We start from the raw sequence: 19,192 nt of genomic DNA, 5'->3' as shown, positions 1-19,192 counted from the left end.
CGCTGTTGGGGATAACTACAGCGTTACCGCCCTCCATAACAGCTACGCAAGAGTTTGTTGTACCAAGATCGATACCAATAATTTTACTCATAATAAATTCCTCCTAATTTCTGATTCATAATTCATAATGCATAATTGAATCATGAATGTAATTTACATTTGTTGAACCCATAATTATGAATTGTTTAGTGCTCTGCGCTAAACAGCCACTGCCACCATAGCAGGCCTTACCAGCTTGTCACCGAGCATATAGCCCTTCTGGAAAACAGAGCAGACATGATTGCTTGCGTAATCGGTGTCGTCCTGCTGCTGTATGGCATTGTGTATGTTGGGATCGAATTCAGCTCCGAGAGCCTCTATCTCGCTGACATTCATCTGCGTGAGGAAGCTTTTGAACTGATTGTAGATCATATTCATGCCGTTTTTGAAGTTCTCGTCGGAACATTCTGCTTCAAGTGACCTTTCAAAGCTGTCAAGAACCGGGAGAAGCTTCTCCACACACTGAACGGAAGCGTTCTGGTATGTCTCCGTTTTCTCCTTTGCAGTCCTTTTGCGGTAGTTATCGTACTCCGCGAACAACCTCAGGTACTTATCCTTTTCCTCTGCGAGGGCATCTTCGAGGTCTGCGAACTGTGCTGCCGAATCATTGTACTCGCTGGCAGCGTCAGCTTCGTCGAGGTCGTCGGAGTTTTCCTCCGCGTCCTCTGTCATATCCTCGTCAAGCTCCTCAAGGGGCTCGGAGATATTCTCGTTTTTCTCCATCGGTCATTGCTCCTTTCTATGGCTCCTGTTTATCTGACGGAGCGTTTATTATGTCATCGTCGCCGTCCATGAGCGCGGATATCTTCTGCGTCAGGTACTCGACGTAAGGGATTATCTTTTTGTAATCGACACGCATGGGACCTATGATACCCAGCGAGCCTGCTTCCTTGCCGCCCTTGCGGTACTTGGAAACTATCAGGCTTGAATTGCCTATCGCAAAGCTGTCGTTCTCCGAACCGAACTTTACCTGTATGCCGCTGAAAGCGTTTTCAAGCATCTCGGAAAGTCCGTCCTTGTGCTCGATGAATTTGACAACTTCCATTTTGTCAAGCTCTTCACATGAGAGAAGCTTTTCGCTTCCGCTGACTGTCAGCTCCTGCTGGCGCAGGTCCTCGGAGAGCTCGCATATGCCTTTCACAAGGGGCGAAAGCGATACCATATAGGCACTTACCGCAGCCACCATCTTGTCGAACATTTCCTCTGAGAGGTCGTCTACCGACACACCGCTGAGGTTTTCTTCTATATAATGTGTAAAGAAATCGAGCTGTTCATGGCTCAGGTCGAATTCCAGCCTGCAGGCCTTGTTCTTTATGCTTCCGCTGGAGGTTATCAGCAGGATAACGTAAAGGCGCTTTCCCGTAGGTATTACCTCTACCTTTGATATTACCGAGAAACGCGGTGCCGCATTGGTGACTACCGCGGCGCACTGGGTTATCTCCGTAAGGGCTGTGGCTGCATTCTGTACAAGGAGCTCCTCGGGAGTATCCTTGCCACCCAGCATTTCGTCAAGTCTCAGCTTTTCTTCCTCGGGAAGATCGTGAGGAGTCATGAGCTCGTCGATGTAAAGGCGGTAGCCCTTGAAGGTGGGAACTCTTCCTGCCGAGGTGTGAGGCTGTTCGAGGTAGCCGAGCTGTTCCAGCACTGCCATATCGTTTCGGATAGTAGCGGAAGAAACATTTATATTTTCAAGCTGCGAGATTGATTTCGACCCGACAGGTTCGCCTGTTCTGACGTATTCGTCAACCACGGCAGCAAGTATCTTCAGCTTTCTGTCGTCCACTGCACTCACTCCCTTTCAATCTCGTTAGCACTCTATCTCTCTGAGTGCTAATTATAATTTATCACTATTGTGATGTTTTGTCAAGGGGTTTATACATTTTCGGCTTTTTGACCTAATTTTACCACCTGCCTATGTGCATTTAGAGCAAATTGACAAAGAGCATAAATAAGCGGTTTTTCGTGAATTACCCTATTGACAAAGGCAGTCTTACGCTGTATAATATACTTGCAGCAAAGAGCTGCATATAATCGTTTGAAGAGTAAAAATGCGTTCGTTATACCTACGGGTATTCCAGTGTTGACCGAACGGGGAGTTGTCGGTCAAACGAAAAGCTTCGGCTTACGGTTCGTATTTTGCATCCCGCTTCATAGGACAACCAAAAAGAGACTATGCCTTCTTTTCTTGTCGTATGAGTGAGGAAAAGGAGGATTTTTTTATGACTGCAAACAACAAGGGAGCTGCTGTAAAAACAAATGTAAGACTTTTCGGCAGTACAAGAGTACTCATAGTTGCTGCGCTTCTCGCGGCAATGAGCATAGTGCTGGGAAAATTCGGCGCTATTAACATAGGAAACAGTATCCGCATCGGCTTCGGCGGTCTGCCCATACAGATGGCAGGCATCTTCTTCGGACCTGTTATAGGCGCTGCTGTGGGACTTGTTGCGGACGTTATCGGCTGTCTGCTCAAGGGCTACGCCATAAACCCCATAATCACCATGGGCTCGACCTGTATCGGTCTTTTCTCGGGACTGATGTTCCACTATGCGCTTCGTCCCATGAAGAGCGTTCTTCTGCCTAAAATAGCCATTTCGACCATTGCTGCTCACGCTGTCGGCTCTATGTTCATCACATCTCTCGGTCTTTACGCTTATTATCATACGCCCTTCGAGACACTTATACTCCGTGTGCCCATATACATTATAACAGCAGTCATCGAAACTGCCGTTATCTATCTTATGCTGAAAAACAAGGCTTTCGCCGCGGAGCTTGACAAGGTAAGGAGCAAATGAACTATACGGAAGCCCTCGGCTATTTGAAAAAGGCTGCCGAAAGAGGCAGCATACTCGGTCTTTCCCGTATCACGGAGCTTCTCAGACTCATGGGCGACCCGCAGGAAAAGGTGAGGACAGTCCATATCGCAGGCACCAACGGCAAGGGCTCCTTCGGAGCTATGCTCACTTCCGTCCTGAAAAGCGCAGGCTATAGGGTTGGGGGATTTTCTTCCCCTGCCATAACAAAGGTCACGGACAGCTTCCGCATTGACGGCGAGGAGCTATCCGAGGAGGACTTTGCGGAGCTTATCGGCGATATAGCTCCCATATGCGAGAGCATGAACGAAAAGCCCACAGAGTTCGAGGTCCTTACGGCTGCCGCATTTGAGCTCTTTGTGCGTAAGGGCTGCGATATAGCCCTTGTCGAATGCGGAATGGGAGGCGACCTTGATTCCACAAATGTTATCAAGGCTCCCGTATTATCGGTAATTACCAATGTTCAGAAGGATCACGCGGCTTTCCTCGGAAATACCATTGCGGAGATAGCTTCCCATAAATGCGGCATAATCAAGCAGGGCAGACCTGTTTATTTCGGCGGCGACAGCGAAGAAGCCTGCGAAATTGCCGCAGATACCGCAAAAGAACACGGGGCGGAGCTGCTTCTCCCCGATTACTCGCAGTTTTCGTGGACGGACGAGAGCTGTACCATAAACGGCACGGATATCACATATAAGGGCGAAAAGCTCCATATACCGCTCCTCGGCACGTATCAGTGCGAAAACGCGGTGAATGTGCTCAGCTGTGCCGAGATCCTCAGGCGCGAGGGACTTGTTATCCCCGCTGAGGCAGTCCGCGAGGGACTTGCAAACGTGAAATGGCACGGACGCTTTGAGGTGCTTTGCAGAGAGCCGCTGATAATTTACGACGGCGCTCACAATCCCGACGGAATACGCTGCGCGGCTGACAGTATACGCCGATATTTCGATAAAAGAGTCGTTTTTCTCATAGGTGTCATGGCTGACAAGGAGTACGGGCTGTATGCCGATATGCTTGGCGAGCTCGCGGATACGGTGTTTGCCGTAAAGCCTGATAATCCCCGTTCTCTTGAAAGCTCCGTGCTTGCGGAGACTTTCAGGAAAAAGAGCATCAGGGCTGTGCCCTGTGAGGACTACTCCGAGGGAGTAAGAGCTGCATACTCGTATGCGGAGGAAAAGGGACTTCCACTTATTGCACTGGGTACGCTCTATATGTATCGGCAGTTCACGGAAGAACTCGAAAAAATAAAAGGCTTACGTTAGACGTAAGCCTTTTTTATCAATATTTCGGTCTTGCTGGCAAGCCCCACTGGTTCTCGCCGTCGCTGGGTCTGCACCAGAATATGATGTTGAGTATAACTCCGACCAGACTGACAGGTAACATCAGGCATGAAAAACCGCTGATAATTTCTGAGGGAAGTCCGGGTATATATGTGAAAATCACAGGGATATAGCCTACTAAAGCAAGAAGCAGCCACCATGCCGACTTTCCTGCGTCGTGAAGCCTTCTTGCTGCGCTTGACCACGAAGGTATAGCAAGTGCAATGCCAAATATGAGCGAAATGATCGTAACGCCGCCTAAATTTCCGATAAGCTTGCCATATGAATCATAGCTGTGTGACGACACGGTAGACGTGATTGACGAATATGTAATTCCGCCGACTATACAGCTAAAAACAAGGCTTACCAGAAAGCAGAACAGGTAACCGTACCAGAATTCGCTTCGTGTGGAACGTCCCTTAAAGTTGAAGTAGTTCTTGAAGTAGAGCTTGATAGCCTCACCGAAGCCCACATATTTCGGGCTTTCGTCGCTCTCGTTGAAGGGTCCCTGAAAGCCGTACATGGGTCCGTTGTACATATTCGGCTGTCCATAGCCGTAGGGCTGTCCGTAGCTGCCTGACTGTCCGTAACCGCCGCCCTGCTGACCGTAGCCTGTAGGCTGTCCGTAGTTATTTGGCTGTCCGTAACCGCCGCCCTGCTGACCGTAGCCTGTAGGCTGTCCGTAGTTATTTGGCTGTCCGTAACCGCCGCCCTGCTGACCGTAGCCTGTAGGCTGACCGTAGTTATTTGGCTGTGCAGAGCTGCTGCCCTGCTGACCATAGCCTGTGGGCTGTCCGTAGCCTGCAGGCTGTCCGTAATTATTGGACTGGCTGCCTGCGGAAGCCTGTGTGCTGTCTGATGAATTATCGGGCATTACAGAGGGCATTGCGGAAACATCATCCATTGCTCCCGATGCTTCTTCAAGAGAAGCTCCGCAGTTTTCGCAGTATCTGTCGCCGATATTGTTTTCAAAATTGCAGTATTTACATTTCATGTATAATTCCTCCCTTTATCATGATATTTACATTTTATCAGAATATTGTCTGTTTGTCAATATTTTTGTCGGAATAATACTATATAATAAAAGCTCCCTTACAAGGGAGCTCCAATTTTATTCGATCGTAACAGAGACCTTCAGGTCCTTCTTAGCTGCACCGGCACGCATGATCGTACGGAGAGCCTTTGCTATCCTGCCCTGCTTGCCGATAACTCTTCCCATATCGTCGGGAGCAACGCTAAGGTGGAAAACGATAACGCCCTCTTCGTCGGGTTCGTCCTCAGTGATATTGATGGCAGTTTTATCTTCTACGAGACCTGCTGCGATGGCATAAAGTAAATCTTTCATTGTAAAAACCTCCGTTAAGCTGCGGACAGAGGCAGAGACTTATGCCTCTCCTCTTCCATTTAGCTTATGATCAAAGAACTCCCTCTTTCTTGAGGATAGCCTTTACTGTGTCTGTAGGCTGAGCACCCTTAGCGATCCAGTCCTTAGCCTTATCTGCGTCTATCTTAACAACAGAGGGCTCCTTTGTAGGATCGTAGTAACCGATCTCCTCAACGAAACGACCGTCTCTGGGGTATCTTGAATCAGCAACTACTACACGATAGAAAGGAGCTTTCTTAGCGCCCATTCTTCTGAGTCTGATCTTTACTGCCATTGTATTCACCTCCGTATTTGGAAATAATATATTCAAGCGGCGGGAGACCGCATTGAAAGCTAAAATATAAAACAGGGAATTTCCGCTATAACTGCGGCGTAACGCACATAACGCGATATATCCCGTGAGTCACTGCTCAGAACGGCAGATTTCCGCCGCCCTTGCCTGTATACTTGTCGAAGTTCATGCCTGCAAGGTTCTTTCTTGCCTTGCGGAGAGACATCTTTCCGCTTTTGCCTGTGAATTTCTTCATCATGGACTGCATCTGCTCGAACTGCTTGAGCAGACGGTTTACGTCCTCCACCTTTGTTCCCGAGCCGCTTGCGATACGCTTTTTGCGGGAGGGATTGATGATAGAGGGCTTAGCGCGTTCAGCCTTTGTCATTGAGGTTATCATAGCCTCGACTCTGCCAAGCTGGCTCTCGTCGATATCTGCGTCCTTGAGCTTGTCGCCCACGCCTGGAAGCATACCGAGTATGGATTTCATGGAGCCCATGCGCTTTATCTGCTTCATCTGGTCGAGGAGGTCGTCCATATCGAAGGTATTCTCCTTGAACTTCTTCGTGAGCTTTTCGGCGTCCTTCTGGGACATTACGTTCTCTGCCTTTTCTATGAGGGTGAGTACATCGCCCATGCCGAGTATCCTCGAAGCCATTCTCTCGGGGTGGAACTGCTCGAAATCATCAAGCTTTTCGCCCATACCAACGAATTTGATAGGCTTGCCCGTTACCGAGAGCACGGACAGAGCCGCACCGCCTCTTGTATCGGAATCAAGCTTTGACATTAGTACGCCCGTGATACCCACGGCGTCGTCAAAGGCTTTGGCAACATTTACTGCATCCTGACCTGTCATAGCGTCAACTACGAGCATTATCTCATCAGGCTGTGTTTCGTTCTTGATGTTTACGAGCTCGTCCATGAGAGCTTCGTCTATATGAAGTCGGCCTGCGGTATCTATGATAAGTATATCGTGACCGTAGTCCTTTGCGTAGGCAAGAGCCTTCTTTGCTATCTCAACGGGGTCTGTCTGACCCATCTCGAATACCTTTACGTCAGCCTTTCCGCCCACTACCTGTAACTGGTTGATAGCGGCAGGACGGTATATATCACAGGCTGCCAGCAAGGGACGGTGTCCCTCCTTCTTGAGGAACTTTGCAAGCTTTGCGGCGTGTGTGGTCTTACCCGAGCCCTGAAGTCCGCACATCATAATGACCGTAGGCGGCTTTGAAGCCATATTTATACGGGCATTGCTTTCGCCCATGAGTGAAACGAGCTCGTCGTTTACTATCTTTATTACCTGCTGTGCGGGAGTAAGGCTTGCAAGCACCTCTTCGCCGACTGCACGTTCAGTGACGTTCTTTACAAAGTCCTTTACTACCTTGTAGCTTACGTCAGCCTCAAGAAGTGCAAGGCGGACCTCGCGCATAGCCTCTTTAACATCTGACTCTGTGAGCTTTCCTCTTGATTTGAGCTTTTTAAAGACGTTGTTAAGTTTTTCGGAAAGTCCCTCGAATGCCATTGTCAAGCCTCCTGTTTACGGTATAGTCATGTCGCTCAGAGGAGCTCCCTGACCTTTTCTATATCACTTGTTATTTCGTTCTTTATTTCCTCGTCGGTGATACGCTCTGCGGCGGACTCGATATGTCCGAAGCACTCACGCATTTTCCCGAGCCTTGCTGCGAAGCCCAGTTTTTCCTCATAGTTGAGGAGTATCTCCTCTGTACGCTTTATGATGCTGCGTACCGCCTGCCTTGTTATATCAAGGGGCTGACCTATCTCCGCAAGGGAGAGATCCTCGCAGTAGTACATCTCCATTATGCTGCGCTGATGTTCTGTGAGAAGATCGCCGTAGCAGTCAAGGAGCATTACGAATTTAAGTTCTTTAGCCATTTTTCGCGCACCTCACATGGGTGTAATGCAAAATCACTTTACACATTATACTACACTTCACACTGTTTGTCAAGAGAAAATCTGAAATTTATTTCATTGCGGCTTCGGATATGTCTGAATAGGTTATCTTTACGAAGTCGGCAACATCATTTTCGTCAAAATCCACTACAACGCAGTGTGCTCTTATGACGCCGTTCTTGTCCTCGCCGTTCAGCACCCCGTAGGTGTAGGTGTGTGTATACGGTATCTCAATCCTGTTCTCCTCGTCGGGCTTGCCAAGAAGCCTTTCAACGTCGGAAACGGTTGAGCTCATGGGGACTATGCCGTATATATCGCAGTCGGAGCTGCTTATGGAAACGCTGTATATCACGCTTTTCTTTTCGTGTCCCGAATAGCAGTTCTCAAGGGATACCGTCGCCATTTCCTCACCGTCGTAAAAGAGCCTTGCGTAGCCGCTGCCGTCGGGGAGTCCGTAGTCCTTTCTGTCGTAAAGCTCGTATTTCCAGCCTGTTCCGAGCTCCGAAAGAGGCAGGGGAAGGTCAAAATGCACACCCTTTATATTTATATTGCTGCGGACAGCGTTGATGTCGAATACTCCGTCCTCAACGGTATAAGGCTCCGCCTTGCCGGGGAGCTCCACAGGTGTCTTGTCTTTTTCGTTCTTATCGCTGAGGCAGCCTGCCGACGCGCACATAACGCCGCAGCAGAGCAGCAGCAAACCTATCTTTTTCATATCATTTCTCCATGCATCAAGCTTTTATTCCGATCTTTTCGCCGTATTTCACCACGGTTTCGATACCCTCGGCGGAGTTTTTCAGTATGTCCCCGTCGGGAACTATGCTGTCCTTTTCAAAGAGAAGCACCACCGTTGAGCCGCCGAACTCGAACCTGCCCTTTTCCTCGCCTCTGCGGAAAGCTCCCTCGCCGTGGAGGTTCACTATCCTGCCCACAAGCATGGCTCCCACCTCTGCCTGCACCACGTCTCCGAAGTTGTCGGTGTGGAGCACGGTATACTCTCGGCAGTTGCGCTTGTATATGTTGTATCTTTCAAGGGCTATGGGGTTTACGGTGTGAAGCTCTCCCGCAATGAAGGTATTATCGCTCTTCATGCCGCTGTCGATGTAGCAGTAGCGGTGATAGTCGTCAACTTCGAGGCGGAATATGCAGCAGTATCCGCCGCTGTAGCGCTTTGCGAGAAATTCATTGCAGAGCAGGTCGGATACCCTGTACCTCGAACCCTTTATGCTGAAAACGCTCCTGCTGCTTATTCTGTGTACGGTCAGCTTTGAGTCGCAGGGACTTATCAGGTGCTCGGGGGTAAAGTCCACGGGACGCTTTCCCTGCTTTATCCTGCGGGTGAAGAAATCGTTGTACGAGCGGAAGCCTCTCATGACATACTGAGAGGTATCTATGCCGCTCCTTTTTATGAAGGGCTTTATGAGCGGCTTTGAGAGCGCAGAGTCCATGAAGCAGCCTGCGGCGCGGGAAACTGCCGGAGCTGTCAGAGTTTTCAGGAGAACTCTCCCGAGGACGCTCCCATAGAGTTTTTTCAGCAGCTTATTCTGTTTTTCGTTTGATACTGCGACCTGTCCTGTTCTTGTTTTTATCATGGTGAAGCTCCTTGCAGACCTCTTGTCGGTATCAGAGACGCGCATTGGCAAGCATGAGCTTTATGCGGTTCTCCTGATTTACTCTTGTTGCACCGGGGTCATAGTCTATGGCGACTATATTCGCATTGGGATTGTCCTGCTTGATAGCTCTCGACATACCCTTTGCAACGATATGGTTTGGCAGACAGCCGAAGGGCTGAGTGCAGATGATGTTCTCAACGCCCGACTTTGCAAGAGCTGCCATTTCCGCGGGTATGAGCCAGCCTTCGCCCATTACCACGCCCTGATTTATGTACTTGTCAGCAAGCTTTCTCAGGTGCTCGAAATCGTGGAGAGGCTCAAAGCTGCCCTGTTCCTTCATGACCTTTATGAGCTCTTTCTGCTTTGCGTATATGAGCTCGTAGCCTATCTTGTTGAATACGGACTCCTTTGTGGGGTGGTCGTATATCTTGGCGTCGTTGAAGGTTCCTGCGGCGCAGTACATGACAAACTCCAGCAGAGAGGGCACAACGGGCTCGCAGCCCTCGGAAATGAGGAAGTCCTCAAGATGATTGTTGGCAAGGGGAGAGTATTTCACGTATATCTCGCCTACGATGCCTACTCTTATCTTCTTTTCGCTGCTCAGGGGGATTGACGCGAAGTCGTTCAGTATATCCCTGTATATCTTCTTTGTTTTCAGGTACATCCTGCTGCCCTTGAGGAAGATATTGCACAGCCTCCTGTGCCATTTGTCCAGCATTTTCTTTGAGTCGCCCTTGTTTATCTCATAGGCTCTGCACTTGTTGTAGCAGGTCATGAGAAGGTCGCCGTAAAGCACGGCATAGAGCATTTTCAGGAACATGGGCGCGGTTATCCTGAATGCGCTGTCCTTTTCAAGTCCGCTGAAATTGAGGGATACCACGGGTATCTGCGGATAGTTCCTGGCTACAGCCTTTCTCAGCAGGTGTATGTAGTTTGAAGCTCGGCAGCCGCCTCCTGTCTGTGTTATGAGGAGTGCGGTCTTGTCGGGGTCGTACTTGCCGCTTTTCAGTGCGTCCATGAACTGTCCTATTACAAGCAGCGCAGGATAGCAGGCGTCATTGTGGACGTTTTTCAGTCCCTCGTCCACTACCGCCCGTGAGTCGTTGCGGAGCAGCTCCAGCTTATAGCCCTTTGCCTCAAAGATAGCAATAAGCATTTTGAAGTGTATGGGCAGCATATCGGGAACGAGGATAGTGTGGGTCTTTATCATATCCTCGGTAAACTTTGCATATTCGGGCACTTTTATCCCTCCGTATTTATTGAATGGTGTTCGGCGAGCCGTTTATCGGAAATGATAAACCGTCTCTTAACTTGCGGAACGCCGAGGGCGGCGTTCCCTACAGATATTCTCATGTTACGTAATTGTATATCGCGGGCGGTCGGGAACGCCCGCCCCTACAGGCTAACTCTCAGCTGTTTTTACTTCTGTTCCATAGCCGCAACAAGGCTTCTCAGTCTTATCCTTGCAGCGCCGAGGTTGTTTATCTCGTCTATTTTCAGCTGTGTATATAGCTTTCCGCGGCTTTCCAGTATATGTCTCACCTCGTCGCCGGTGACGGCGTCTATTCCGCAGCCGAAGGATACAAGCTGTATGAGCTGCATATCAGGCTGAGTAGTAACGTACTTCGCCGCACGGTAAAGGCGTGAATGGTATGTCCACTGGTTGAGGACTCCCAGCTTGGGAGTTTCCGCAAGATTTGCTATGCTGTCCTCGGTTATGACAGCCATGCCGAGACTTGACACGAGCTTGTGTATTCCGTGGTTTATCTCCTTGTCGATGTGGTAGGGTCTGCCTGCCATGACTATTATCTTCCGTCCCTCAGCCCTTGCCTGCGAGATTATCTCCAGTGCCTTGCGGGTGACGGTGTTATGATAGGTCTCAAGGGCTTCGTAAGCCTTGTCAACAGCCTCGGGGATCTTTCCTTTGACATTGTATTTTTTCAGAGCCTGTCCCATGACCCTTATCACGTTCTTTTTCACGTTGAGGTCAAGGTAGGGGTGTATGAAGTTATCATCATTGAGCCTCGGGTTGTTGGCTTTGAGAAGCTCGGGATAATAGGCGACCACAGGGCAGTTGAAGTGGTTGTCGCTGCCGCCCTCGTCGAGGTTGTAGCTCATGCAGGGGTAGAAGATGAAATCGACGCCCTTGTCGAGGAGGTTCTCGATATGTCCGTGAGTGAGCTTTGCAGGGTAGCAGACAGTATCCGAGGGTATGGTGTGCTGTCCGAGGTAGTACATATCACGGGAGCTCTCGTCGGAAATAACTGTCCTGAAGCCCAGTGTCGTGAACAGCATATGCCAGAAGGGGAGCTGCTCATAGAAGCCGAGAGCAAGGGGAAGTCCCACAGTGCCGCGGTAACGCTTTGGCTGATGCGTCTTTACGGTGTTGAGTATGCTGTCGTATTTGAACTCATAAAGATTGGGAACGGTATTCCTGTTGGCTGAGCCGCTTCCCTTTTCGCAGCGGTTGCCCGATATGAAGCGCCTGCCCTGTCCGAAGCTGATTATGTTCAGCTGACAGTGTGCCGTACAGCCGCCGCAGTTTGCGGAACGTGAGGTGTATGTGAAGCTTTCCAGTTCCTCTGCGGAGATGAGCTTCGAGGGCCCGCCGTTTGCGCGTTCCCTTGCGTAGAGAGCACAGCCGAAGGCTCCCATAAGTCCCGATATGGCAGGACGGATGACGTTTCTTCCGAGCTCTTTCTCAAAGGAGCGGAGAACTGCGTCGTTAAGGAAGGTTCCGCCCTGAACTACGATATTCTTTCCAAGGTCGTCGGGAGAATTTGCACGTATTACCTTGTAAATGGCGTTCTTGATTATGGACGAGGAAAGTCCCGCGGAAATATCCTCCACGGTCGCACCGTCCTTCTGCGCCTGCTTTACGGAGCTGTTCATGAATACGGTACAGCGCGAGCCGAGGTCAACGGGGTGCTCCGCAAAGAGACCGAGCCGTGAGAACTCCGCGATATCGTACCCGAGAGCCATTGCAAAGGTCTGTATGAAAGAGCCGCAGCCCGAGGAACAAGCCTCGTTGAGCATTATGCTGTCTATGCTCCTGTTCTTTATCCTGAAGCACTTGATGTCCTGTCCGCCGATGTCTATGATGAAGTCAACATCGGGACAGAAGTAAGCCGCCGCCTTGAAGTGCGCCACTGTTTCAACTATTCCGTGGTCAACGGCAAGTCCTGCCTTTATGAGGTCCTCGCCGTAGCCCGTTACTGCCGAGCCCTTTATGGTGATGCCCTCGTTCATCTCAGCGTAGATGCGCTTTAACTGGTCGGATATCTTGTCGAGGGGCTGTCCCTGATTTGAGGAGTAGTGATTGTAGAGCATACGTCCGTCCTCGGTTATGAGCACCAGCTTCGTAGTGGTAGAGCCAGCGTCTATTCCGAGGTATGCGCCGCCCTTGTAGGTATGTATATCCGCGTATTTCAGATCGAACTTCCTGTGGCGGTCGATGAAGCCCTCATACTCTGCCTGCGAGCGGAAAAGAGGCTCTCCCGTTACGATATTGTCCGAGGTCTGAGCGTTCTGTATCTTGTCGATTATATCATCTATGGCAAATCCTTCCTCGGCTGCGGCGGCATATATGGCACAGCCGTATGCCACGAACACGGGAGCTTCGGGCGGGAAAACGGCGTGTTTGTCGTCAAGTCCGAGAGTTTTCACGAAAGCCTTTTTAAGTCCCCGCAGGAAGAAGAGAGGTCCCCCGAGAAAAAGCACCTTTCCCTCGATAGTACGTCCCTGTGCAAGTCCCGAAACGGTCTGGTCGACAACTGCCTGAAAGATACTTGCGGCAACGTCCTCGCGCCTTGCTCCCTGATTGAGAAGGGGCTGTATGTCGGATTTTGCGAATACTCCGCAGCGTGAAGCTATGGGGTATACCTTCTGTGCGCGGAGAGAGAGCTCGTCCAGTTCGTCGGCGGTGATGCCGAGAAGGGTAGCCATCTGGTCTATGAAAGCTCCCGTGCCGCCTGCACAGGTTCCGTTCATTCGCTGTTCAACGCCCCCTGTGAGGAATATTATCTTGGCGTCCTCGCCGCCCAGCTCTATGACTGCGTCGGCGTCGGGCTGCTTCTCCTTTACAGCAAGAAAAGCCGCGTGTACCTCCTGTACGAAGGGTATGCCTGCGGAATTGGCAAGTCCGAGACCTGCCGAGCCTGTGATACATACCGTGAACTCCTCGTCGGGGTAGTCTGCCTGTATTATTTTGAGCTGGTCTGTGACAGTTTCCTTTACCTTTGAAAGGTGGCGCTGATACTTGGAGTAGAGTATATCTCCGTCAGCGTCGGTTATTACCGTTTTTACAGTGGTAGAGCCTACATCTATGCCCAGTGAATACTTGTTTGCCATTATGCACCTCAGTAACAGAAGTAATTATGCGGCGGCTGCCGATATCTGCTGCCGCTATCTTCTTATTATAACATACTTTATATGTAAAAGTAAAGCGAATATTTTTCTTTCCTGTAATTTCCTGCCTTACGCATAAACTATAAATGACAATGTGCGCCCCTACATGGGTTCATGTTATTTGTTTCGTGAGGCGCGGAACGGCGGGGGTGACTCCCTGTAGTACAGGGAGATGTCCGCAGGACAGAGGGTCGCGGCGCCTGTTGGGCGGCGTTCCCTACAAATTGTCATTCATAATTCATGGGTTATTGACGGACGCCCAAAGGGCGCCCCTACACACAATACCTCTATCTCTCTATACCACTAAAGCGTTAAAGCAATGTGCTTTATCAATTTAAACCATTACTGGGATAGAGGGATAGGGAGATATTTTTATTTATCCCACTTGCCAGTGCCAAACATTGTCAAACTTGATAGATTTTACTCCAAGGCTCTCTTTGCTTTTCTTTAATGTTTCAAAGCCAATGCCTATCTGTGCCGCCTTTTCCGTAAGGAGCTTAACGGGCTTTGCTTCGCCGCCGCCAAGCTCAGACATGAGGAACTGCCTTGCAAGGTCGGTCTGCTTCGGCTGCACAGGAGCTCCCACACCCATGAGGATATTTTCGGGGTCAGCCTCGCACTCCCCCTCGTATGTGAAGCTGTTGTTATCGCCGAGCCTGAACGCCACGGGCTTTCCCTCCTTCGCAAGGGAGCTCTTTATCTGCATGACTATGCGCCTGTCTGCGTCGTGCCTGTCCCTCGCAACGAGAAGAACACTTCGTGCGGCGGCGGTCATGTCGATAGAGCCGAGGCCGCGGTATGCCGCCTTTGTACCCACGTTCTTGTTCATGTGACCGATAAGGACTATGGCCGCTCCGTACTGCTCCGCAAGATTTGAGAGATAAGCCATGACGGGACGTATCTCGTTGGCTCTGTGCATATCCACGTCAGCTCCGAGATAAGCCTGCAAAGGGTCAAGTATGACGAGCCTCGCATTGGTGAGCTTCATGACCTCTTCAAGTCTGCCGTCCGTGATAGTCATGGGGTAAACGCTCTCGTCAACTCCGCTTATGTAGCCGCAGTCGGCGTCTGCCGCAAGAAGTCTCGGCTTTATGGTGTCCGCGAGACCGTCCTCCGCAGTCTGAAAGACCACAGGCATGGGGAAAAGCTCCTCACCCGTGAGTGCGTCCTTTGTCTCTCCCGTGACAGTTCTTCCCCTTGTGAGAGCGGCGGCAATATTCAGTGCAAGAGTGGTCTTGCCCTCTCCGGGGTCGCCCTGAATGATAGTCACCTTACCGTAGGGAATGTACGGATACCACAGCCATTCGGTCTTTGTCTCCTTTATGTGAGCCATGTTGTAAATGCCTGTTTTTTTCTCCATGTGAAGTTACCTCCTGAAATATTATTTTCACAATAGGGTCTCAACAGGCTCTTTTTAAACGGAAAACCGTTTAATTTCAAATATTTTATACCTCAGGTGGACTTTTTAAGCGGAGAGTAACAAATGGAACGCCGAGGGCGGCGTTCCCTACAGATATTCTCATGTTACATAATTGTATATCACGGACGAACACTGTGCGCCCCTGCAAAATAAATGTTGACATAAAATAGCGCAAGTGATATAATAAATTATATATGTATATTTGCGGCTGTATGCCGTATATCATATAGAAACAATATTTTATCGGAGATAATAGAATTGGTAAAAACAGTTAATGGTTTGAAGATAAACTACGAGGAAAAGGGCGAGGGCGACCTCATCGTACTGCTCCACGGCTGGGGCAGCAATATCACCCTTTTCGCCAATATGATTGAGCTCCTCTCGAAGAAGTACAGGGTAGTGGCTATGGATATGCCGGGCTTTGGAAAGAGCGACGAGCCCAAGGAAGTATGGGACGTAAGCTCCTATGTGCAGTTCGTCATCGACTTCCTCAGGGACTACGATACAAAAGAGGTAATGCTCCTCGGTCACAGCTTCGGCGGACGAGTAATAATCAAAATGCACAGCCGCGGCGACCTGCCCTTCAAGGTCACAAAGGTCATACTCGTGGACAGCGCAGGCATAATGCCGCCAAAGTCAAACAAAAAGACATGGCGCACTCGCTATTACAAAATGGGAAAGACCGTCCTCTCATGGGGCATAGTAAAGAAGCTCTTCCCCGACGCGCTGGAGAACTTCCGAAAGAAAATGGGAAGCGCGGATTACGCCGCCGCTTCGCCCATGATGAGACAGGTCATGGTAAAGGTAGTCAACGAGGACTTGGAGCCCTACCTGCCGAATATCAAAGCTCCCACACTGCTCATATGGGGCGTGAACGATACAGCTACTCCCCTCTCCGACGGCGAGAAAATGGAGAAGCTCATACCCGATGCAGGTCTTGTGAAGCTTGAAAACGCAGGACATTATTCCTTCCTCGAACAGCAGTTCACATTCAACCGCGTAATGTGCTCGTTCCTCAAAATAAGTGAGTAGATTTAAAATCCGTCCGCGCAAGCGGACACCACAACGACTCACTACTCACTGAATTAAAGGAGATAAGTATGAATTTGGTTTTATGGATAATCTATGCGGTCATTACGCTGGCTGCTATTGTTTTTCTCGGACTGAGGGAGTTCCATATGCTCCAGCTCAACGGCTACAAGACCCCCGAGCACTCACGCTGGATGAAGAAGAACAAAAAGAGGTATATACTCCCTGCGGTGCTGTTCTGTGCACAGTTCCTGCTGCTTGCGTTCAGACCTGCGATAGGTGGCTGCGGATTGCCGTATATCGTCAAAAAAGGCAACATTGTGATATTTACGATAATCGTTATCGTGCTTGCGCTGATGAATATTATAATCGCCCTGCTGAACAAGCCGGGGAAGAAGTTCAAGAAGCCCCTTGTGTACACAGCCCGTATGAAGCGGATGATGATAACCTTCGGCATACTTGTGGCGATATTCTATGTAATTGCCATAATCAACACAAAGTCATTTATACCCAAGGGCTATTTCTCACGCGATGCGAGAGAAGTCCCGACCATGACAGCATCGGTCTTTATATACTCACAGGCAATCAGAAAGACAACAATGGCTCTGTCGTATATACTTGTGGGCTCTGCGCTGTATCTCACTCCCATACTCGTACCCCTTTCCAACCTCATAAACAAGCCAATAGAAAAGGCAGTCCAGAATTGGTACATCAACGACGCAAAGCGCATACTCTCGGAGTGCCCCACACTTCATAAGGTAGGTATCACGGGAAGCTACGGCAAAACAAGCATGAAGTTCTACCTTGACGAGCTCCTCAACTCACAGTACAATACGCTGAAAACTCCCGAGAGCTTCAATACTCCTATGGGAGTTACCATAACAATTCGCCGCGACTTAAAGCCCACTCACGAATACTTCATCTGCGAAATGGGCGCGAGACGAGTTCACGAGATAAAGGAGCTCTGCGGCATTGCAGACCCACACGACGGCATAATCACTTCCGTGGGACCTCAGCACCTTGAGACCTTCGGCTCTATAGAGAATGTGGTCAATACCAAGTTTGAGCTTGCCGACCACGTAAAGGCTAAGGGCGGTAAGATTTACCTCAACGGCGACAACGAGCTTATCCGCAGGAAGGCTCCCGAGTACCCCAATGCAGTCCTCTACGGACTTCAGGAGGGCAATCACTACCGCGCAACGGATATATCCGTTTCCGACAGAGGCACGGAGTTCACGGTGACGGCTCCCGACGGCGAAACACAGCGCTTCTCCATGAAGCTCCTCGGTGAGCATAACGTGCAGAACGTACTCGGCGCTATAGCCTACGCTCACGGCACGGGCATAGCCCTTGACAAGCTGACGCTCCCCGTAAAGCGCATCGCCGCAGTTCCCCACAGATTGCAGCTTCTCGACAAGGGCGGCAACATGACCTATATCGACGACGCCTACAACTCAAATCCCAGCGGCTGCCGTGCGGCACTGAATGTCCTCGGACTTTTCGACGCCTGCCGTATACTGGTAACTCCGGGCATGGTTGAGCTTGGCGCAAAGCAGGAGGAGCTCAACTTCGAGTTCGGTCAGGAAGCCGCAAGAGCCTGCGACCATATAGTTCTCGTGGGCAAGGCTCAGACAGTTCCCATATATAACGGCATAAAGGACGCAGGCTATGATATGGACAATGTTTTCGTTGCGGACAGTCTTAACGAGGCTCTCGCACACGTAACCGCATATCAGACCGATAAGAAGAAGATAGTTCTTCTTGAAAACGACCTGCCCGACAACTACTGAATAATGCGTAATGCGTAATTATTGTGTCCGCCTGCGCGGACAAATTATGAATGACACTGTAGGGGCGGATATCATCCGCCCGCCAATACCACACAAATTGTAAATGACAAACTGTCGGGCGGCGGAACGCCGCCCCTACACCAGATTATAAGGAGAATAAACAATGAAAATCAATCTTGCAGTTCTTTTCGGCGGAAGAAGCGTTGAACACGAGGTATCAGTCATCTCGGCAGTTCAGGCTATGGCAAGCATAAACAAGGAAAAGTACAACATTATCCCTGTGTATATGACAAAAAAGAGCGAGTTCTGGACAGGCGAGAAGCTCATGGATATCAACAGCTTCAAGGATATCCCCGCCCTCCTCAAAGAGTGTACCGAGTGCGTATTTGTACGCAGCGAGGGCAAGGTGCAGCTCATCCGTCAGAAGATGAAGAAATTCGGCTCAAATGTCATTTCCGACATCGACGTGGCTTTCCCCATAGTTCACGGCACCAACGTGGAGGACGGAGCTTTGCAGGGCTATTTGCAGACCCTCGACCTGCCCTATGTAGGCTGTGATGTACTGGCTTCCGCAATCGGTATGGATAAATTCGTCATGAAGATACTCCTTAAGGACGCAGGCTTCCCCGTACTGGACTGCTGCCGCTTCTCCTCCTACGAGATAAACGACATGGACAGAATGGTGGAGACAGTCGAGAAGAAGTTCGGCTATCCCGTTATTGTAAAGCCCATAAACCTCGGCTCCAGCGTGGGCATCTCCAAGGGCAAGGACAGGGACAGCCTTATAAAGTCCATAGAAGAGGCTTTCGAGTTTGCTGACCGTATCCTCATCGAGCCCTGCGTTGTACAGCTCAAGGAGATAAACTGCGCCGTAGCAGGCGACAGCGAGTCCGCAGAGGCTTCCGTTTGTGAGGAGCCCGTACAGGCAAGCGGCGACGATATCCTCAGCTACGACCAGAAGTACGTAGGCGGCGGCAAGGGCGGCAGCAAGGGAATGGCTACCCTGAAAAGAAAGATACCTGCGGATATAACTCCCGAGCAGGACGAATTCATCAGAAAGACCGCTGTTGACGCATTCCGTTATCTCGGTCTCAACGGCGTCACACGTATCGACTTCATGATAGATATGGCAACAGACAAGGTCTACATCAACGAGATAAACACTATCCCCGGCTCTCTCGCATTCTATCTCTGGGAGC

General features: G+C 50.1%; 18 protein-coding genes and 1 riboswitch. Of the genes, 5 read left to right on the top strand and 13 right to left on the bottom strand.

The window, feature by feature from the left end; translation table 11 throughout:
- The 3 genes from Q0R37_RS10155 to hrcA form a co-directional block, all read right to left on the bottom strand.
- The coding region (locus Q0R37_RS10155) for an Hsp70 family protein (RefSeq protein ID WP_294754063.1) at positions 1-91 on the bottom strand (91 nt) is incomplete at its 3' end.
- 107 nt (positions 92-198) lie between these two features.
- The gene (gene grpE / locus Q0R37_RS10150) at positions 199-762 is read right to left on the bottom strand and encodes a nucleotide exchange factor GrpE (protein WP_294754062.1); all 564 of its coding nucleotides are present in this window, start codon (positions 760-762) and stop codon (positions 199-201) included.
- A 16-nt stretch (positions 763-778) separates the two neighbouring features.
- On the bottom strand, positions 779-1,822 hold the full coding sequence (hrcA, locus tag Q0R37_RS10145; RefSeq protein ID WP_294754059.1) for a heat-inducible transcriptional repressor HrcA: 1,044 nt from the start codon (positions 1,820-1,822) through the stop codon (positions 779-781).
- Positions 1,823-2,075: 253 nt separating this feature from the next.
- Positions 2,076-2,190, top strand: a riboswitch (THF riboswitch).
- Positions 2,191-2,258: 68 nt separating this feature from the next.
- Between hrcA and Q0R37_RS10140 the strand changes: the two genes are divergently transcribed.
- Both Q0R37_RS10140 and Q0R37_RS10135 read left to right on the top strand, forming a co-directional pair.
- The gene (locus Q0R37_RS10140) at positions 2,259-2,831 is read left to right on the top strand and encodes a folate family ECF transporter S component (protein WP_294754057.1); all 573 of its coding nucleotides are present in this window, start codon (positions 2,259-2,261) and stop codon (positions 2,829-2,831) included.
- On the top strand, positions 2,828-4,111 hold the full coding sequence (locus tag Q0R37_RS10135; RefSeq protein WP_294754054.1) for a folylpolyglutamate synthase/dihydrofolate synthase family protein: 1,284 nt from the start codon (positions 2,828-2,830) through the stop codon (positions 4,109-4,111). Before Q0R37_RS10140 ends, Q0R37_RS10135 begins: the two co-directional genes overlap by 4 nt.
- Positions 4,112-4,127: 16 nt before the next feature.
- Here the strand turns inward: Q0R37_RS10135 and Q0R37_RS10130 are convergent, their stop codons facing one another.
- The 10 genes from Q0R37_RS10130 to Q0R37_RS10085 form a co-directional block, all read right to left on the bottom strand.
- Positions 4,128-5,162, bottom strand: coding sequence for a DUF805 domain-containing protein (locus Q0R37_RS10130; RefSeq protein WP_294754051.1), 1,035 nt, complete (start codon positions 5,160-5,162; stop codon positions 4,128-4,130).
- A 117-nt stretch (positions 5,163-5,279) separates the two neighbouring features.
- Positions 5,280-5,513, bottom strand: coding sequence for a KH domain-containing protein (locus Q0R37_RS10125; protein WP_294754048.1), 234 nt, complete (start codon positions 5,511-5,513; stop codon positions 5,280-5,282).
- A 70-nt stretch (positions 5,514-5,583) separates the two neighbouring features.
- The gene (gene rpsP, locus Q0R37_RS10120) at positions 5,584-5,826 is read right to left on the bottom strand and encodes a 30S ribosomal protein S16 (RefSeq protein ID WP_019679906.1); all 243 of its coding nucleotides are present in this window, start codon (positions 5,824-5,826) and stop codon (positions 5,584-5,586) included.
- A 136-nt stretch (positions 5,827-5,962) separates the two neighbouring features.
- Positions 5,963-7,345: a signal recognition particle protein gene (ffh, locus tag Q0R37_RS10115; protein ID WP_294754046.1), complete on the bottom strand. Its 1,383-nt coding sequence runs from the start codon at positions 7,343-7,345 to the stop codon at positions 5,963-5,965.
- Between the two features lie 35 nt (positions 7,346-7,380).
- A complete protein-coding gene (gene ylxM, locus Q0R37_RS10110) occupies positions 7,381-7,716 on the bottom strand; it encodes a YlxM family DNA-binding protein (RefSeq protein ID WP_294754043.1) in 336 nt (111 codons plus the stop codon).
- 88 nt (positions 7,717-7,804) lie between these two features.
- Entirely contained in the window at positions 7,805-8,449 is a 645-nt protein-coding gene (locus Q0R37_RS10105) for a hypothetical protein (RefSeq protein ID WP_294754040.1), read from the bottom strand.
- A 16-nt stretch (positions 8,450-8,465) separates the two neighbouring features.
- Positions 8,466-9,326, bottom strand: coding sequence for a phosphatidylserine decarboxylase (locus tag Q0R37_RS10100; protein WP_294754037.1), 861 nt, complete (start codon positions 9,324-9,326; stop codon positions 8,466-8,468).
- A gap of 31 nt (positions 9,327-9,357) precedes the next feature.
- The gene (locus Q0R37_RS10095; RefSeq protein WP_294754034.1) at positions 9,358-10,587 is read right to left on the bottom strand and encodes a 2-hydroxyacyl-CoA dehydratase; all 1,230 of its coding nucleotides are present in this window, start codon (positions 10,585-10,587) and stop codon (positions 9,358-9,360) included.
- Between the two features lie 179 nt (positions 10,588-10,766).
- Positions 10,767-13,697 (bottom strand): acyl-CoA dehydratase activase, encoded by a 2,931-nt coding sequence (locus tag Q0R37_RS10090; RefSeq protein WP_294754032.1) that lies wholly within the window; start codon positions 13,695-13,697, stop codon positions 10,767-10,769.
- Between the two features lie 433 nt (positions 13,698-14,130).
- Positions 14,131-15,114 carry an AAA family ATPase gene (locus Q0R37_RS10085; protein WP_294754029.1) on the bottom strand — a complete coding sequence of 328 codons (984 nt, stop codon included), beginning with the start codon at positions 15,112-15,114 and terminating at the stop codon, positions 14,131-14,133.
- A 318-nt stretch (positions 15,115-15,432) separates the two neighbouring features.
- Between Q0R37_RS10085 and Q0R37_RS10080 the strand changes: the two genes are divergently transcribed.
- The 3 genes from Q0R37_RS10080 to Q0R37_RS10070 all read left to right on the top strand — a co-directional run.
- Positions 15,433-16,206 carry an alpha/beta hydrolase gene (locus Q0R37_RS10080; protein WP_294754027.1) on the top strand — a complete coding sequence of 258 codons (774 nt, stop codon included), beginning with the start codon at positions 15,433-15,435 and terminating at the stop codon, positions 16,204-16,206.
- Positions 16,207-16,274: 68 nt separating this feature from the next.
- Positions 16,275-17,993 carry a UDP-N-acetylmuramoyl-tripeptide--D-alanyl-D-alanine ligase gene (murF, locus tag Q0R37_RS10075; RefSeq protein ID WP_294754024.1) on the top strand — a complete coding sequence of 573 codons (1,719 nt, stop codon included), beginning with the start codon at positions 16,275-16,277 and terminating at the stop codon, positions 17,991-17,993.
- A 163-nt stretch (positions 17,994-18,156) separates the two neighbouring features.
- A partial coding sequence (locus Q0R37_RS10070) for a D-alanine--D-alanine ligase family protein (protein WP_294754022.1) occupies positions 18,157-19,192 on the top strand: 1,036 nt, incomplete at its 3' end.

It is taken from the genome of uncultured Ruminococcus sp., from assembly GCF_946415235.1.
In the GTDB taxonomy this organism is placed as follows: Bacteria; Bacillota; Clostridia; order Oscillospirales; family Ruminococcaceae; genus Ruminococcus.
The sequence above is the reverse complement of the archived record's forward strand: the minus strand, read 5'-3'. Positions and strand labels throughout refer to the sequence as shown.

What these genes read in the sequence shown, in the direction of transcription:
- ffh (WP_294754046.1), bottom strand. Translation starts at nt 7,345, where the DNA reads ATGGCATTCGAGGGACTTTCCGAAAAACTTAACAACGTCTTTAAAAAG.
- Q0R37_RS10100 (WP_294754037.1), bottom strand. Translation starts at nt 9,326, where the DNA reads ATGATAAAAACAAGAACAGGACAGGTCGCAGTATCAAACGAAAAACAG.
- ylxM (WP_294754043.1), bottom strand. Translation starts at nt 7,716, where the DNA reads ATGGCTAAAGAACTTAAATTCGTAATGCTCCTTGACTGCTACGGCGAT.
- murF (WP_294754024.1), top strand. Translation starts at nt 16,275, where the DNA reads ATGAATTTGGTTTTATGGATAATCTATGCGGTCATTACGCTGGCTGCT.
- Q0R37_RS10135 (WP_294754054.1), top strand. Translation starts at nt 2,828, where the DNA reads ATGAACTATACGGAAGCCCTCGGCTATTTGAAAAAGGCTGCCGAAAGA.
- Q0R37_RS10105 (WP_294754040.1), bottom strand. Translation starts at nt 8,449, where the DNA reads ATGAAAAAGATAGGTTTGCTGCTGCTCTGCTGCGGCGTTATGTGCGCG.
- Q0R37_RS10140 (WP_294754057.1), top strand. Translation starts at nt 2,259, where the DNA reads ATGACTGCAAACAACAAGGGAGCTGCTGTAAAAACAAATGTAAGACTT.
- Q0R37_RS10125 (WP_294754048.1), bottom strand. Translation starts at nt 5,513, where the DNA reads ATGAAAGATTTACTTTATGCCATCGCAGCAGGTCTCGTAGAAGATAAA.
- grpE (WP_294754062.1), bottom strand. Translation starts at nt 762, where the DNA reads ATGGAGAAAAACGAGAATATCTCCGAGCCCCTTGAGGAGCTTGACGAG.
- Q0R37_RS10085 (WP_294754029.1), bottom strand. Translation starts at nt 15,114, where the DNA reads ATGGAGAAAAAAACAGGCATTTACAACATGGCTCACATAAAGGAGACA.
- Q0R37_RS10130 (WP_294754051.1), bottom strand. Translation starts at nt 5,162, where the DNA reads ATGAAATGTAAATACTGCAATTTTGAAAACAATATCGGCGACAGATAC.
- rpsP (WP_019679906.1), bottom strand. Translation starts at nt 5,826, where the DNA reads ATGGCAGTAAAGATCAGACTCAGAAGAATGGGCGCTAAGAAAGCTCCT.
- Q0R37_RS10090 (WP_294754032.1), bottom strand. Translation starts at nt 13,697, where the DNA reads ATGGCAAACAAGTATTCACTGGGCATAGATGTAGGCTCTACCACTGTA.